The sequence below is a fragment of the Paenibacillus ferrarius genome, assembly GCF_002027705.1.
GTDB lineage: Bacteria > Bacillota > Bacilli > Paenibacillales > NBRC-103111 > Paenibacillus_E > Paenibacillus_E ferrarius.
This window is the reverse complement of sequence record NZ_MBTG01000002.1, coordinates 135,649-151,074: the sequence shown is the minus strand read 5'-3', so window position 1 is coordinate 151,074 and position 15,426 is coordinate 135,649. Positions and strand designations below refer to the sequence as shown.

The 15,426-nt window shown below is 47.0% G+C and carries 13 protein-coding genes; 11 read left to right on the top strand and 2 right to left on the bottom strand.

Translation table 11 applies throughout. The features are described from left to right. Positions 1 to 138: 138 nt before the first annotated feature. The 6 genes from glnA to BC351_RS03385 all read left to right on the top strand — a co-directional run bounded on the left by glnA (position 139) and on the right by BC351_RS03385 (position 6,233). A complete protein-coding gene (glnA, locus tag BC351_RS03410; RefSeq protein ID WP_079409309.1) occupies positions 139 to 1,563 on the top strand; it encodes a type I glutamate--ammonia ligase in 1,425 nt (474 codons plus the stop codon). A 177-nt stretch (positions 1,564 to 1,740) separates the two neighbouring features. Next, positions 1,741 to 2,292, top strand: coding sequence for an NADPH-dependent FMN reductase (locus tag BC351_RS03405; RefSeq protein WP_079409308.1), 552 nt, complete (start codon positions 1,741 to 1,743; stop codon positions 2,290 to 2,292). 135 nt (positions 2,293 to 2,427) lie between these two features. Continuing rightward, a complete protein-coding gene (locus tag BC351_RS03400) occupies positions 2,428 to 3,747 on the top strand; it encodes a DUF1800 domain-containing protein (RefSeq protein ID WP_079409307.1) in 1,320 nt (439 codons plus the stop codon). 13 nt (positions 3,748 to 3,760) lie between these two features. Then, complete coding sequence (locus BC351_RS03395; protein ID WP_079409306.1) at positions 3,761 to 4,993, top strand: DUF1501 domain-containing protein; 1,233 nt, start codon at positions 3,761 to 3,763, stop codon at positions 4,991 to 4,993. A 98-nt stretch (positions 4,994 to 5,091) separates the two neighbouring features. Next, positions 5,092 to 5,610, top strand: coding sequence for a G/U mismatch-specific DNA glycosylase (gene mug, locus BC351_RS03390; RefSeq protein ID WP_144028269.1), 519 nt, complete (start codon positions 5,092 to 5,094; stop codon positions 5,608 to 5,610). Further along, positions 5,610 to 6,233: an NUDIX hydrolase gene (locus BC351_RS03385; RefSeq protein WP_079409304.1), complete on the top strand. Its 624-nt coding sequence runs from the start codon at positions 5,610 to 5,612 to the stop codon at positions 6,231 to 6,233. The genes mug and BC351_RS03385 overlap by 1 nt, the downstream gene beginning before the upstream one ends. Here BC351_RS03385 and BC351_RS03380 read toward each other — a convergent pair. Further along, positions 6,230 to 6,463 carry a hypothetical protein gene (locus BC351_RS03380; protein WP_079409303.1) on the bottom strand — a complete coding sequence of 78 codons (234 nt, stop codon included), beginning with the start codon at positions 6,461 to 6,463 and terminating at the stop codon, positions 6,230 to 6,232. The two genes, BC351_RS03385 and BC351_RS03380, sit on opposite strands and share 4 nt — an antisense overlap. A gap of 561 nt (positions 6,464 to 7,024) precedes the next feature. Further along, positions 7,025 to 7,645, bottom strand: coding sequence for an RNA 2',3'-cyclic phosphodiesterase (gene thpR / locus BC351_RS03375; protein WP_079409302.1), 621 nt, complete (start codon positions 7,643 to 7,645; stop codon positions 7,025 to 7,027). 140 nt (positions 7,646 to 7,785) lie between these two features. Here thpR and serC point away from each other — a divergent pair, with 140 nt between their 5' ends. The 5 genes from serC (at position 7,786) to BC351_RS03350 (ending at position 15,359) form a co-directional block, all read left to right on the top strand. Continuing rightward, positions 7,786 to 8,874, top strand: coding sequence for a 3-phosphoserine/phosphohydroxythreonine transaminase (gene serC / locus BC351_RS03370; RefSeq protein ID WP_079409301.1), 1,089 nt, complete (start codon positions 7,786 to 7,788; stop codon positions 8,872 to 8,874). A 588-nt stretch (positions 8,875 to 9,462) separates the two neighbouring features. Beyond that, positions 9,463 to 9,822 (top strand): class Ib ribonucleoside-diphosphate reductase assembly flavoprotein NrdI, encoded by a 360-nt coding sequence (gene nrdI, locus BC351_RS03365; RefSeq protein ID WP_079409300.1) that lies wholly within the window; start codon positions 9,463 to 9,465, stop codon positions 9,820 to 9,822. Beyond that, positions 9,809 to 11,893, top strand: coding sequence for a class 1b ribonucleoside-diphosphate reductase subunit alpha (gene nrdE, locus BC351_RS03360; protein WP_079409299.1), 2,085 nt, complete (start codon positions 9,809 to 9,811; stop codon positions 11,891 to 11,893). The genes nrdI and nrdE overlap by 14 nt, the downstream gene beginning before the upstream one ends. A gap of 23 nt (positions 11,894 to 11,916) precedes the next feature. Next, on the top strand, positions 11,917 to 12,909 hold the full coding sequence (nrdF, locus tag BC351_RS03355; protein WP_079409298.1) for a class 1b ribonucleoside-diphosphate reductase subunit beta: 993 nt from the start codon (positions 11,917 to 11,919) through the stop codon (positions 12,907 to 12,909). Between the two features lie 131 nt (positions 12,910 to 13,040). Next, a complete protein-coding gene (locus tag BC351_RS03350; RefSeq protein ID WP_079409297.1) occupies positions 13,041 to 15,359 on the top strand; it encodes a helix-turn-helix domain-containing protein in 2,319 nt (772 codons plus the stop codon). Positions 15,360 to 15,426: the final 67 nt, after the last annotated feature.

The following is a 15,426-nucleotide window of genomic DNA, read 5'->3' as shown; positions in this document are numbered from 1 at the left end:
ACATTAATAAAAAATACCTGACATAAGTATTGACTGTGTAAGCTCTATCGCTATATAATATGTGCAAGATAACAAGCAAAAGTTGAACATTAATCATGTAAAGTACGTTGAATGTACGGAAATGGGAGGGTTTTTTAAATGTCAGTTCAAAACGTGTTGAACCTTATCAAGGAAAAAAACATCGAGTGGGTAGATTTTCGTTTCGTAGGTCTTTCCGGTAAAGCACAGCATATTTCTTTGCCTGCTACTGAAGTAGACGAAGATACTTTCGTAAATGGGGTAGCTTTTGACGGTTCATCCATCCCAGGATTCCGTGGTATTGAACAATCTGACATGGTAATGATGCCAGATACAGAAACTGCCTATATTGATCCTTTTACAGCTCATCCAACTTTGATTATCATGAGTAACATCCATACGCCTGAAGGCGAGCGTTATGATCGCGATCCACGCAGCATTGCTCAAAAAGCAGAAGAATATTTGCAAACAACAGGTGTTGGTACTACAGCATTCTTCGCACCAGAATCCGAGTTCTTCATTTTCGATGACGTTCGTTTCGAAAATGGCATGAACAAATCCTACTTCGAAGTTGATTCCGAAGAAGCAGGTTGGAACACTGGCCGTAAAGAAGAAGGCGGCAACCTTGCTTACAAAGTTCCAGTTAAAGGCGGCTATGTTCCAGTAGCTCCGATGGATTCCCAACAAGACATTCGTTCCGAAATGTGTAACAAGCTTGCTGACGCAGGTCTTCGCATCGAGCGTCACCACCACGAAGTAGCTACAGCTGGTCAAGCTGAAATCAACTTCCGTTTTGACACATTGACGAAAACAGCAGATAACCTGCTCAAATACAAATATATCGTTGCTAACACAGCTAGAGAATATGGCAAAGTAGCAACTTTCATGCCTAAGCCACTGTTTGGTGACAATGGTAGCGGTATGCACGTTCACATGTCCATCTTCGACGGAAGCGAGCCTTTGTTCTATGAAAAAGGAGCATATGCAAACTTAAGTGAAATGGCAATCAACTATATCGGTGGTATCCTTTACCATGCACCAGCTTTGATCGCTTTGACGAACCCAAGCACAAACTCCTTCAAACGTCTGGTTCCAGGTTACGAAGCGCCGGTTAACCTTGTATTCTCCAAAGGTAACCGTTCCGCAGCAGTTCGTATTCCAATCGCAGCTGTGACACCTAAAGGTTGTCGTATTGAGTTCCGTACACCAGACAGCACAGCTAACCCATACCTTGCTTTCGCGGCAATGTTGATGGCTGGTCTTGACGGCATCAAAAAGAAAATCGATCCACGTGCTCTTGGATACGGTCCTTTCGATACAAATATCTATGAAATGTCAGATAGCGAGAAAGCTGAAATCCGCAGCGTTCCAGGTACATTGGATGAGGCGTTGGATGCACTTGCAGCTGATTCCGACTTCTTGATCGAAGGCGGCGTATTCACACAAGATTTCATCGATAACTACATCGAATTGAAACGCGGCGAAGCGAAAGCTGTTGCAATCCGCATTCACCCGCACGAGTACAACCTTTACTTTGATTGCTAATCATTAGCACTTATACATGAATAACGAAAGAGCTGCTTCTTCTATTGTACATATAGAAGAAGCGGCTCTTATTTATTATTAAACTTTCCTGATAATAGTTATCAATTAGCCATTCCATTTGATAGCAAATGTTGTATAATAGTAGAACTATATAGATGCAAGGAAGGACGATGAAAGTTGAAGATAACCATTGTAGCAGGAAGTAATCAGAAATTAGCGACAAGTACAAAGTTAGGCCAATATATTCAGCACCTGATCCAGCAAGAGGGTCATCAGGTCAAGCTGATTGATTTGTACCAATCTCCGCTTCCTTTCTATTCACCGGATGATGCTCACGGCGGTCATGAAGCATTGGAGACGTACAAGCATGCGCTGCATGAAGCCGAGGGTATTGTTCTTGCAACGCCGGAGTATCATAGCGGAATTTCAGGCGTACTTAAAAATGCGCTTGATCATATTAGTCAGGACTATTTCCACAATAAAGCCGTATTATCCGTCAGCTCGGCAGGCGGAGCGATTGCCGTTAGCTCCTTAACCCAGCTGCAAACGATTGTACGCAACCTTCATGGCATTAATTGCCCAGAGTGGTTATCCATCGGCGGCGATCAACGGAAAAGCTTTCAAGCTGATGTGGCGCATAGCGACATCCATCCGGATCTAGATAAACGGGTTCGACGTGTCGTAAGTTCTTTCCTTGATTTAACGAAACAATTATCTGTCAATTCATAAGATGGCCCTGGAATAAATGAACTTTATATAAATGATCCCCAAATAAACCGGAATTTTCGGTTTATTTTTTGTTTTCCACACACTTTTGACATATTTGTATGGTACAGTTTGGAAATTAGGGCGAGGAGGGAAATTATGAGCTTACCCTGGACCAACAAGGAAGTTGTTCATTTATTGCTGCGTGCCGGATTTGGCGCTGCGCAAGAAGAGATTGCCGCTTGCGTGGCGCATGGCCGTGAGGAGACGGTACGTCGTCTAATAGCCGGTGAAAGCTTGCTGACACAAGCATCCGTGTTAATCCCATTTGATCAATTAACCGCTGATGGGAAGAAAGCGCTGGACCCTATGCAATTGGCTGACCAGCAAATGTATTGGCTCTATCGGATGGTTAATTCGGATGCGCCGCTGGTCGAGAAAATGACCTTGTTTTGGCATGGCCATTTTGCAACGGCGAATTACAAAGTTAATGATGTTGCCTTAATGGTGCAACAGAATGCATTGTTTCGCAAGTTTGCTCTTGGCAACTTTCAAGATCTGCTGCTTGCGATTAGCAAGGATCCCGCTATGATGATTTGGCTGGATGTGAATCGCAATAAAAAAGGAAAACCAAATGAGAATTACGCTCGTGAGGTAATGGAGCTATTCACCCTCGGGATTGGTCATTATACGGAAAGCGACGTCAAGGAAGCAGCACGCGCGTTCACTGGCTGGACGTATGACAAGAAGGACAATACGGTCGCTTTTAATCAAAAGCAGCATGATAATGATACGAAGCAGCTGCTCGGTGAGAAAGGGAATTTGGATTCGGAGGCGGCCATTGACATTATTGTCCATCAGCAGACGCTGTCCACCTTTTTGGCAACCAAGCTGCTCAAATATTTTGCCGCGGATAACCCTTCTGAAAGCTGGGTTCAACAAATAGCCGCTCACATCGTAAACAAAGCCACTATCGGAGAAGTGCTTCAAGAACTGTTCCTCTCCGACGAGTTCTATGAAGAGAAATGGCGAATGGCATTGATCAAAACGCCGGCTGATTATGTGGCAGGTATTTTGAAATCACTTAAAATCACGGTCTCCAAAGGACACGCTCAAGCCATGAGGAAGATGGGGCAGGAATTGTATTCTCCGCCCGATGTTGCAGGCTGGAGAGGCGGAGCCTCGTGGTTGAATACGAATACGCTCTTAGCGAGGTACCAGTTCGCAGAGTCTATTGCCAAGCAGATGAATCTCAAGGTGCTTGCCTCGCCTGATTTTACACCGCAGCAAACGGATCGCTCTGAAGAGTGGGTGAAGCTGTGGAGTCAGCGAATAGATGTCACGAATTTGTCGGATAAAACGTTGGCAGGGCTTAGTGCTTATGCGGAGGATACGATTGTACATACGAAGCAGAAAAATTCAGGTCTAAGAGGCTTGCTGCAATTAGTCTTAATTAGTCCGGAAGCTCAAATGAAATAGCGGGGGTGAAGAAGTGAAATTAACGAGAAGGGATTTTCTCCTGAAAGGGACTGCGCTGTTCGCCACACTTGGGCTGGGCGGGGCTTTGTTCACGGAAACAGGCAAATCGATTCTAGCCAGCAGCTTGGAGGATGATATCGAGAATCCTGTGCTTGTGGTCGTTCAATTAAGCGGAGGGAATGATGGGATTAATACATTGATTCCTTATGGACAAGGTGTCTACTATGATTCGAGGCCTACACTGGCATACCAACAGAAGGATGTATTGGCACTGGATAACCATGTCGGCTTGCACCCGAGTCTTGTTGGCTTGTCAGCACTTTATAAGCTTGGGAAATTGGCGGTTATACAGGGTGTAGGGTATCCCGAGCCGGATCACTCTCACTTCCGCTCGATGGAAATTTGGCAAACCGCTGAGCCAGAGAAGATTAGCCGCAGCGGATGGCTCGCCCGTTATGTCGAATCCTCGCTGCGCGGCAACAACAATCCGCTAAAAGCGGTTCAAGTTGGGGCATCAGGAAGCAAGGCATTTGCCTCGGATAAACTGAGTTTCCCTGTAGTACAATCGCTTGAGACCTATAATCTCATTGATCCGAAAACGGCGATGCTTGACAAGAATCGTTTAACCAAAGCTTTTTTGGACATGTATAGTGCACAAAATCAGGTGGAACAGCTGCGTGTCATTTCGGGACGCGGGTATGAGGCTTACAAAAGTGTAGAAGCAATTCAAGCTTTAACGGCTACCTACGCGAATAAAATCGAATATCCAAAGACGAATTTTGCCAAGGATCTGCAACTCGTATCCAAGCTGCTGGCTGGCAAATCAGGTACCCGGGTATTTAATGTCCAAATTGGCGGCTTCGATGACCATGCGGATGAGAAGGTCCAGCATGCTAAAGTATTAACGCAGGTCGACGAAGGATTGACCGCTTTCTACAAAGATTTGGAGGCGCAAGGTTTGCAGGATCGTGTGATGGTCATGATGTTTTCTGAATTCGGACGTCGAGTGAAGGAGAACGGCAGTGGAGGGACTGACCACGGAACGGCCGCGCCCATGTTTGTGATCGGAGGGAAGGTGAACGGCGGCCTGTATGGCGCGTATCCAAGTCTCAGCAATCTGGACAACGGAGATCTGAAGTATGAGGTGGACTTCCGCTCGGTGTACAACACGCTCATTGATAAATGGCTAAAAGGCGATGCAGCCGCGGTGCTCAATAAATCGTATGAGAACTTAAAATTTATTTAAGGCAGAGCCGGGGTTTCCTCGGCTTTTCGTATGCTCATCTGAAATGGTAATCTAAGAAGGAAAGATATGAAAAGGCAGGAGGTGTATTCATCATGGGGATTGAGCCTATCTCGGATCATCTGAGAGAGGGTTTAAGAATTCTATTTGTCGGATATAATCCGAGTCTTCGATCCGGTGAAACCGGTCATCATTATGCGAGTCCAAGCAACCGCTTCTATCGTATTCTGAATCAGGCGGGAATCACACCGCGGTTGTATACCCCGCAAGAGGACCAGGATTTGTTGGAGCTTGGTTACGGCTTTACCAATATCGTGGCTCGCCCCACTTTGACGGCTGCAGAAATTACAGCGGATGAATACCGAGAAGGACGCCTTATATTGAAGCAAAAAATTCTGACCTATCAGCCGAGTGTTGTTTGTTTCGTTGGTAAGGGCGTATACGAACAATACAGCGGCCGCAAAAGTGTGCAGTGGGGGACACAGCCAGATCCATATGTGGAAGGTATCATTGAGTATGTGTGTCCTTCGTCAAGTGGACTAGTTCGAATGAGGTTGGAGGAGATGGTTGCGATCTATCGCGGCCTCAGCGATTATAGCGGAACGGAGATGGGAAATTGATGAATATCCCTTGGTTGGATTGGGCCAAACAAATTCAAGCGATCAGTCAAGCGGGACTGACCTATGGCGAGAATGGCTATGATTTGGAGAGGTATGAGGCGCTGCGCAAGATCAGCGTGGAGATGATGAGCCACTTTACAGATACACCGATGGATAAGGTGACGGATTTATTTGCGAGCGAGCAAGGGTATCAGACGCCAAAGGTTGATATTCGTGCAGTTATTCTGCAGGAGAACAAGCTGCTGCTTGTCAAAGAGCGAGCAGATGGCGCATGGGCGCTGCCCGGAGGGTGGGCGGATATCGGGCTTACACCATCGGAAGTCGCTGTGAAGGAGACATATGAAGAAGCAGGCTATGAGGTCAAGCCGGTGAGGCTGCTGGCGGTCTTGGATAAGAAAATGCACGCTCACCCGCCCTCACCCAACCACGTGTACAAGATGTTTATCTTGTGTGAGCTGACAGGCGGGAAAGCGCATGAAGAAGCCGGTCTGGAAACAACCGGCGTAGGCTTCTTTGGCGAGAACGAGCTTCCGCCGCTTTCTGTAGAGCGAAACACCCTTGAGCAGCTGCAGCGGATGTTCGAGCTTGCTCGAGGCGCAGCCTCAGAAGTGCTGCTGGATTAATTTGGGCGAGGGGCTGGATGAGACGGCTGGAGAAGCTGAAGCTCTTCGGCAGGCTCAGCGTGCTTTCGCGGGAATGCAGCCATCTTTGCGTGTTGAGCCTGCTTTTTCGGCGGGCTCGGGGCGGTTTCGAAGGACATAAACTGGCCATTCTGCGTGTGATCTTCTTTCATGCGTATAAATAGAGCATCCAGATCTATTTCATTGTAGCTATTACAGGTTCTGATAATCACTTGATGAGCCTCCTACTTTCTTTGAGCTCTAGTTCCAGTTGCTTTCTATAAACCTGCAATTATACATCTTTTTTGCTCTTGGAATAGCCTCAATGATTAAATTCCTGCGTTTGTGCAGGCTTTTGAGACTTTTTCTGGATGAGAGGCTGAAAAAGATAAAAATGCCTGCACAATTGCAGGCATTTCCACTTTTTAACCGAATTCGCTCGGGAATTCCTGTATTTTTGCAGGCTTTTACACTCGGATGATCTGATCTGATCGGGAAGCCCCTTCATACCACATTAAGGTAATCGATCCCATCATCTATCGAGGCTTACCTACTAAATTTGGCTTATGGGACGGCTTTTTTGGTAGGCTTAGCGTGCTTTCGCGAGGATGCGGCCTTCTTTGTGTTTGAGCCTGCCTTTTCGGCAGGCTCGGGGCGGATTCGAGGCTGTCTTCCTCTGGAGACGGCCTTTTTGGTAGGCTCAGCGTGCTTTCGGAGGCTGCAGCCATCTTCGTGCGTTGAGCCTGCTTTTTCGGCAGGCTCAGGGCGGATTCGAGGCTGTCTTCCTTAGAACTTCATGCCAATGGGCAAATGGCGAGAGGTTCATAAGAGGGCTGTCGGCCCAAGTGGCTGCGGTAGAGGACAATGTCCTCTACCCGCCACGCGGGCCAGCCGCCGTCTGGCGCGCCTGCTGCCGCTAGGGCAGCGCGACGGAACGGCCCCGCCGCTGCGCGAAAGCGGCGGGCGAGGGTGATGTGCGGCCGATAGGCGCGAGCCTCGGCCGGGAAGCCATGGCGGGCGCAGGCGCCCGCGACCGCGCGCTGCAGCGCAGCCAGCGCGTCCAGGTCGCCGGCGACGCCCGCCCACAGCGCAGCCGGCGCCGCCGGCGGCCCGAACACGCCGAGTCCCTCGGCGCGCAGGGCCAGCGGCGGCGCCGCGGCCGCAACTTGGCGCAGGTCATGCGCCAGGGCCAGAGCAGTCTCGGCGGAGGCATCGCCGAGGAAGCATAACGTCACGTGGACGTCCTGCGGATGCGTCCACTTCTGGAAAGGCAGCGCCTTCTGGAGGCTGCCTGCCCAGAGCTCGAGCTCCCGCTGCACGTCTGGCGGGAGCGCAATGCCCACGAACAGCCGATAGGGCTCCGAGGCGGCCAAAGGGTTGGATTGTGTTGCTGCATCATTATCGAATGAATTCATCGGTTAATCGTACTCCTTATTCGCTGTATGTCCCTTGTGCAGTTGGGCTTCTCCTAGCATTGCCAATGAAGGTTTTACTTGATGCATGAGGAGAATATTGCTATCATAGCCATAATACAAAAGCAAAGGTGTGGTCACTCATGGGAAATAGGGCCTATAACTTTAACGCAGGGCCTGCAGCATTACCGCTCGAAGTACTGCAAAAAGCACAAGAAGAACTTGTCGAATTTAAAGGCATCGGCATGTCGATCATGGAAATTTCTCACCGCAGCGCTGAATATGAGCAAGTACATAATGAAACACAGCAATTATTGAAACAAATTTTCAGCATTCCGGATGGTTACCAAATTCAATTCCTACAAGGCGGGGCGAGTACTCAATTCGCGATGATTCCGCTTAACTTCTTAAAGCCAGGCAAAGTGGGCAGCTACGTGCTGACGGGCGCTTGGGCAGAGAAAGCGATTCAAGAAGCCAAACTGTTCGGAGAAGTGGCGATTGCAGCGAGCTCCCAAGAACAGAAATTCATGAAAATTCCGGATTTAAGCGACATTAGCCTTCACCCGGATTCGGCTTATCTGCATGTGACCTCCAATGAAACCATCGAAGGGGCTCAGTTCCAAAGCTATCCGGATACAGGAAATGTACCGCTTATCGGCGATATGTCCAGTGATATCCTAAGCCGCCCTGTTGATGTTTCGAAGTTCGGGATGATTTATGCCGGCGCACAGAAAAATCTCGGTCCGTCTGGTGTGACGGTGGTGATTGTCAAAGAAGATCTGCTTCAGGATCTGCCCAAAACGATTCCAACCATGCTTCGCTATGAAATCCATGGCAAAAACAATTCCCTCTACAATACACCGCCGGTGTATTCGATTTATATGGTGAATCTGGTATTGAAATGGATTCAAGAGCAGGGTGGACTAGCTGTCATTGAGAAGAACAATTTGGAGAAATCAGGCCTCATTTATAGCGCAATTGATCAAAGCGGCGGTTTCTACCGTGGTCCTGTTGATAAAGGCAGCCGTTCTTCCATGAACATCACCTTCCGTTTGCAAGACGAAGAGCTGGAGAAGAAGTTCATCAAGGAAACGGAACAAAACGGTTTTGTCGGCTTGAAAGGCCATCGCAGTGTCGGCGGTTTGAGAGCTTCTACGTATAATGCTGTTCCTTATGCCTCATGCAAAGCGCTCGCTGACTTCATGACCGATTTCCAAAAACGCAACGGTTAACAAAATGAGTTCAAGCTATTCACCGCACTCTCCTGTGCGCGTGAGTAGCTTTTTTTGCTTGAGGATAGAAGTATGGCTTTATCGTTTTTATTGTCCTTAGAGGACCGCTGAGGGGGTCTAGCGAGCCTCTGCTGAAGGGGAGGGGAAACTACATCTAGTGGAAGTTATGAGTGATTCTTGCTTTCGACAAATCTGAAAATTACAAGTCTTTTTCGAAAAAATATTTTTAAAACCGTTGGAGCCACGTCCTGTCTAGGTTTCGTTATTTTGCCAGTTAAAAGACACAATATGGAGCGTTGACAAACACAATATATTGATATAAATTTGAATCTATCAACTAGATGTCGTGAAAAAAAGCGAATATTTGAGCTTCAGCGGTACATAGGAAAATAGTCGCAGAAGCCATGCGGGACGGTACTTTGATCGATTATTTTGAGCAAAATCCCGTTCCAGAGAGCTGGTTTTTCTGTCGATAAGGTGTAATGGTTTTCTGGATTTAGGATGAACTTTTCTTGAACGACTTACTAGATATAGGTTTAAATACATATGAAGCACTAGATGGAGATTGAAGGATAGGAGACGGTTCCGATGTTGATTGCTTACGATTCGAAGACGGGAAATGTTCGTCGTTTTATAGCTAAACTCAAGATGCCTGCGGTTCAAATTGAGGAAGCGATGAAGATGGACGAGCCCTTTGTGCTGGTTACTTATACGACCGGTTTTGGTCAAATTCCTACAAAGGTGGCTTCCTTTCTGGAGCGCAATTCCTCCAGACTGATCGGAGTGGCAGCAAGCGGCAACCGTAACTGGGGAGATGGCTTTGCCAAAAGTGCGGATACCATCTCGCAACTGTATGATGTGCCTGTGCTAACCAAATTCGAGTTATCCGGCACCAAAAATGACGTAGAACGATTTGTTCAGGGGGTACAAGCAATTGCGGCACATTGAGCTAAATAATTTATTGATGCAACGCGGAGCAGATGGCTTTTTTCAACTAGAGAAGGATAAAGAAGCTGTTGAAGTTTTCATGAAGGATGTCCACAGCAAAAGCCTCACTTTCCCCGATACCTCATCTAAGGTTCGATACATGATTGAGCACAATTATTACGAGAACGTCTATGAGCTTTACACTCCAGATGAAGTTAATTCCGTTTACCAAGTGGCCCACGACAATGAGTTCGAATTCGCTTCCTACATGGCAGCTTCGAAATTTTATACGGATTATGCTTTGCGCAGTGATGACAAGACCTTATATCTGGAGCATTTCCCTGATCGCGTAGCGATTGTGGCTCTTTACTTGGGACGCGGAAATGTAGAAACAGCACGAGTGCTGGCCGTATCTATGATGGAGCAGCGTTTGCAGCCCGCAACTCCGACCTTCCTCAATGCAGGCAAAAGCCGTCGCGGCGAGATGGTATCCTGCTTCCTTCTAGAAATGGATGACTCGTTGAACTCGATTAACTATGTACTTGCCACTTGCATGCAGTTGTCCAAAATTGGCGGCGGCGTTGCCGTTAACTTGTCCAAGCTTCGTGGACGCGGTGAGTCCATCAAAGGTGTAGAACGCGCGGCCAAAGGCATTATGCCAGTCTTGAAGCTGATGGAGGATGCGTTCTCCTATGCGGATCAAATGGGTCAACGCAAAGGCTCAGGAGCAGCGTACTACAACATTTTTGGCTGGGACGTAATGGAGTTCCTCGACAGCAAGAAGATCAATGCGGATGAGAAATCCCGCTTGAAGACACTTTCCATCGGTCTGATTGTACCGAATAAATTTTATAAATTAGCGGAAGAGAATAAGCCGCTGCACGTTTTTGCCCCATACACCGTTCTTCAAGCGTATAGCAAGCATTTGGATGATATGGATATGGATGAGATGTATGATGAGCTTCTCGCGAATCCGAAGGTGAAGAAAAAAGTCGTGATGAGCGCGCGCGATATGCTGGTCAAGATTGCGACAACCCAGCTGGAATCCGGCTATCCATATATGATGAACCGTACGAACGCGAATAAGGATCATGCTTTGAAAGGCATTGGGACGATCAAAATGTCCAATCTTTGCACGGAGATTTTCCAATTGCAGGAGACTTCCGAAATCAATGATTACGGACAAGATGATCTCATTCTGAGAGATATCAGCTGTAATTTGGCTTCTATGAATATTGCCAATGTGATGGACCGCAAGAAGCTGCGCGAGACGGTACACGAAGGCATGGTCGCCTTGACTTCGGTCAGCGATATGACAACGATCAGTAATGCGCCTGGTGTTGCCAAAGCGAATCGTGAGCTGCATTCCGTTGGATTGGGTGTCATGAATCTGCATGGTTATTTGTCGAAGAACAAAATCAGCTATGAGAGTGACGAAGCCAAAGATTTCGTTCGTTCCTTCTTCATGGCGATGAATTTCTATTCCATCGAGAAGAGCATGGAGATTGCCAAAGCCTCCGGTCAAACGTTTGAAGGCTTTGAGTTGTCCGAATATGCGAACGGCGCTTATTTCAACCGCTACACAGAGACGGATTACACGCCTGTTACGGACAAAATCAAGACTTTATTCGAAGGCATGCCAGTTCCAACACCAAGTGATTGGGCCAAGCTTAAAGAAGAAGTGAAGGTGCATGGTCTTTACCACGCTTATCGTTTAGCGGTTGCGCCAACACAAAGTATTTCGTATATCCAAAACGCGACGTCCAGTGTTATGCCCATTGTTGAGCCTATTGAGACTCGCACATATGCCAATTCAACAACGTACTATCCGATGCCGTTCATGGCGCGTGATAATTTCTTCTACTATAAATCGGCTTATCAAATGGACCAATTCAAGATTCTTGACCTCATTTCGGAAATTCAAACGCATGTGGATCAAGGTATCTCGACCATTTTACATGTCAATAGTGACGTTTCGACCAGACAGCTTGCTAAATTATACCTCTATGCGGCACATAAAGGACTTAAATCGCTTTACTACACGCGAACAAATCAGCTATCCGTTGAGGAATGTGTCAGCTGCTCGGTGTAATTTGGAAGGGGACTCGACAATCAATGACTAGTGCAACGACTACGAATCAAGCCATCGTCAAAAAAGCCGTGAACTGGAATCGGCCCGATGATGACTTCACCATTACATTCTGGAATCAGAATATTATGCAATTCTGGACGGACGAAGAAATTCCGTTGTCTGACGATAAAATGTCTTGGATTACGCTGAGCGGTGCTGAGCGTGAGCTATATATGAAAGTGTTGGGCGGACTGACACTGCTCGATACGATGCAAGGCGGCGTTGGGATGCCCAAGATTCTTGAGCATGTCGATGGGCTGCAGCGCAAAGCGGTACTGAGCTTCATGGGCATGATGGAGCAAATCCATGCAAAATCGTACAGCAGTATTTTCACAACGTTGTCCACAACGGAAGAAATTAATGAGCTGTTCCTCTGGGTAGAGCGGAATCCTCATTTGCAGTTCAAAGCTGCGAAGATTTCTCACTATTACGAGAACATTCACACAACCAAAGATCTCTATCTGGCTATGGCTGCATCTGTTCTACTGGAAAGCTATTTATTCTATAGCGGTTTCTATTACCCGCTTTATTTGGCTGGACAAGGTAAAATGACGAGCAGCGGCGAAATCATCGATTTGATTTTGCGTGATGAGAGTATTCACGGTTTGTATATCGGTGTATTGGCGCAAGAGGTTTATGCGGAGCTCAGTCCTGCGGAGCAGGATGAAGTGTACGAAACATTGAGCGCGCTGCTCAGAGAGCTTCATGCGAATGAGGAGAAATACACAGAAAGCCTCTACGGTACGCTTGGTTTGGCGGAAGAAGTGAAAGCTTTCTTGCGTTACAATGCCAACAAAGCGTTCATGAACCTCGGCGTTGAGCCGATTTTCGAAGAAGAGGATATTAATCCGATTGTTCTGAATGGTTTGAGCACGAAGACGAAACAGCATGACTTTTTTTCCAAAAAAGGGAATGGGTATGTACGTACGATTCATGTTGAAGCATTGACGGATGATGATTTCCTTTTTGGGGATTAAAATAAGAGGCTGTCTCTAAAGGTGAAAACCTGGCGAGCAGCCTTTTTTAATTTAACAGCCATTCCATCCTGTTTTTCGGTATAATGGTGAGTGAAAGCAGTTACAACTGGGAAATGAAGGAGTTTTGCCTCATGAATCTTGCTCGAATCCGTTTCCACAAACGCAGTATCATTGTCACTTGGCTGGTCTCTTATCTTTCTGTTTTGCTTATCCCTATTATGATTAGCGGCATTTTGTATGCAGCAGCATGGCATGTGGTGGAATCGGAAGTGAATCGCGCGAACACCTCGGCTCTGAAGCAGATGGAACAAGCCATCGACAATAGTCTTCGCGGCATCGAAAGGATCAGCTTGGAAATCGCTTTAAATAAATTAGTAACCGGTTTCATTAATACGTCGAAGCCCTTAACGGATAACGATTATTACGAACTGATCAGTATCGCCAGTGATTTGCGGCTGTATCAGACGGCGAATGATTTCATTGAGCAAATATATATTTACTATCGGAATAGCGATACGGTGATCTCTACCCGTGATCGTACGAACAGCCGGATGCTGTATGAGAAGACACGTGAACAAGACACGATGAGCTACGAGGAATGGGCGAAGTTTTTTGAGAAGCCTTACATGCAAGAATATACCCCTATTACGTTTAGGGAGGATGGCCAATCGATGAAAGCGGTGATGTATGCCAAGTCCGTCATCTTGGCCAATCCAGATCAACCTGGTGCCGTAATCTTGTTTGTCATTAAGGATTCAAAGCTGTTAGCCAATATCCCGTCAACTTCGGATAGAACCTCGATTGCAGTGCTGGATAAGGAAAATCGGTTGGTGGCCTCCACAGGGCTTGAATCGAGGCCAGCCTTATTGGACTATGGCAAGCTAACTGGCAAAAATGGCATGTTCATGAGTGCAGATGCTGGTCAGCGAGCAGCGGTTTCCTACATCACTTCGGAGAGTACGGGTTGGAAGTATATTTCAACGATTCCCGCCGAATTATTTGATGATAAGATGGCTTATATGAAGAAGCTGATTTATGCCAGCATCATACTGAGTTTGCTCATGGGTGGAGTCGTTACCTACCTTTTTTTAAGGAAAAATTATGTCCCTATCAACCTGCTCATTCAAAGCTTTGCCAAGAAATCAGGCTTATCTTTTCAGGAAGGTTTGAATGAATATGGCTATTTGCAGGCTGCGCTCAATAATACATTTGCTGAGAAAGAACAGGTCGACCGCAGGTTGCACCAGCATCGGGATGCCATTCGCTCGCATTTCCTGCAAGGGTTGCTGAAAGGCAGGCTGGAGCAAAATGTGCCGATCCACGAATCGCTTGCGGCTCATGATATTCGCGTGGCTTCGCCTTATTATGCTGTGCTGCTGTTCCATATTGAGCATTTCGGCAAGTTTGAGATGGATCAGTATGCAGCACCCGAGAAGGTAAGAATGCTGCATTTTCTCATTATGAATGTGGCTGAGGAAGTGATTGGCGACACCAATCAAGCTTTCATCACAGAGATAGACAATATGCAGGCATGCATCGTCAATTTCGGAACAGATCCGGATTCGGATGAACTGAAGCGTATTGCGGAACAGGTGAAATCGTTTCTGTTGGACCATTTCCACGTCCATTTGACCGTGGCGATAAGTGAGATCCATCAGGAGCTGTATGGCCTTCCTCCGGCGTATCAGCAGACATTGGCAGCACTCGAATACCGGTTAGTGATGGGGAGCGGTGAAATTATTCGGTATGAGGATTTGCCAAGCTCCGAGACGGTCAGGCCATCGAGAAGCTACTACTACCCTTTGACGGTAGAGCATCAATTGATTAATTTGGTAAAAGCAGGCGATTTCGAGAAATCCAGTGCGATTATTAACGAAATTATCGAGATCAACAGCTCGGATGCCTCGATATCTGTGCCGCTCGCCAAATGTCTCATGTTCGATTTGACCAGTACGCTGCTCAAAACGATGGATGAAATCGGAGCAAGCAGCAATCGTCGGACATTTATCGTCCAAACGCATCAAGTTGATCGGTTAATGGCAAGTTCCACAATCAAAGAGATGAAGGGACAAATTCGGGAAGTGCTGGCAGAAGTGTGCCAGTTCATCCAAGATGACCGGCAGCAGGATCACAATGCGCTTAGTCAGCAGGTTATCGATTATGTGAAAAGTCATTATGCCGACGTGAATCTTAATATTTCGATGGTCGGGGAGAAGTTCGAGTTAACCCCTTCCTATTTGTCCAAACAGTTTAAAGCGCAAACGGGAGAGGCCTTGCTTGATTTTATTAGCCGCACCCGCTTAGCCGAAGCCAAGAGACTGCTGTCCCTTCAGCAGCTATCGGTTTCTGACATCGCCAAGCAGGTCGGGTACGCCGACATTAATACGTTTAATCGCATCTTTAAGAAATTCGAGGGGATTACACCAGGCAAGTACAAAGACATTCAATGACAAAGAAAAGGCCGTTCAAGCAAGCATGCTTGCGCGGTTTTTCCGTTTTTACATAGCAAGTATCTAT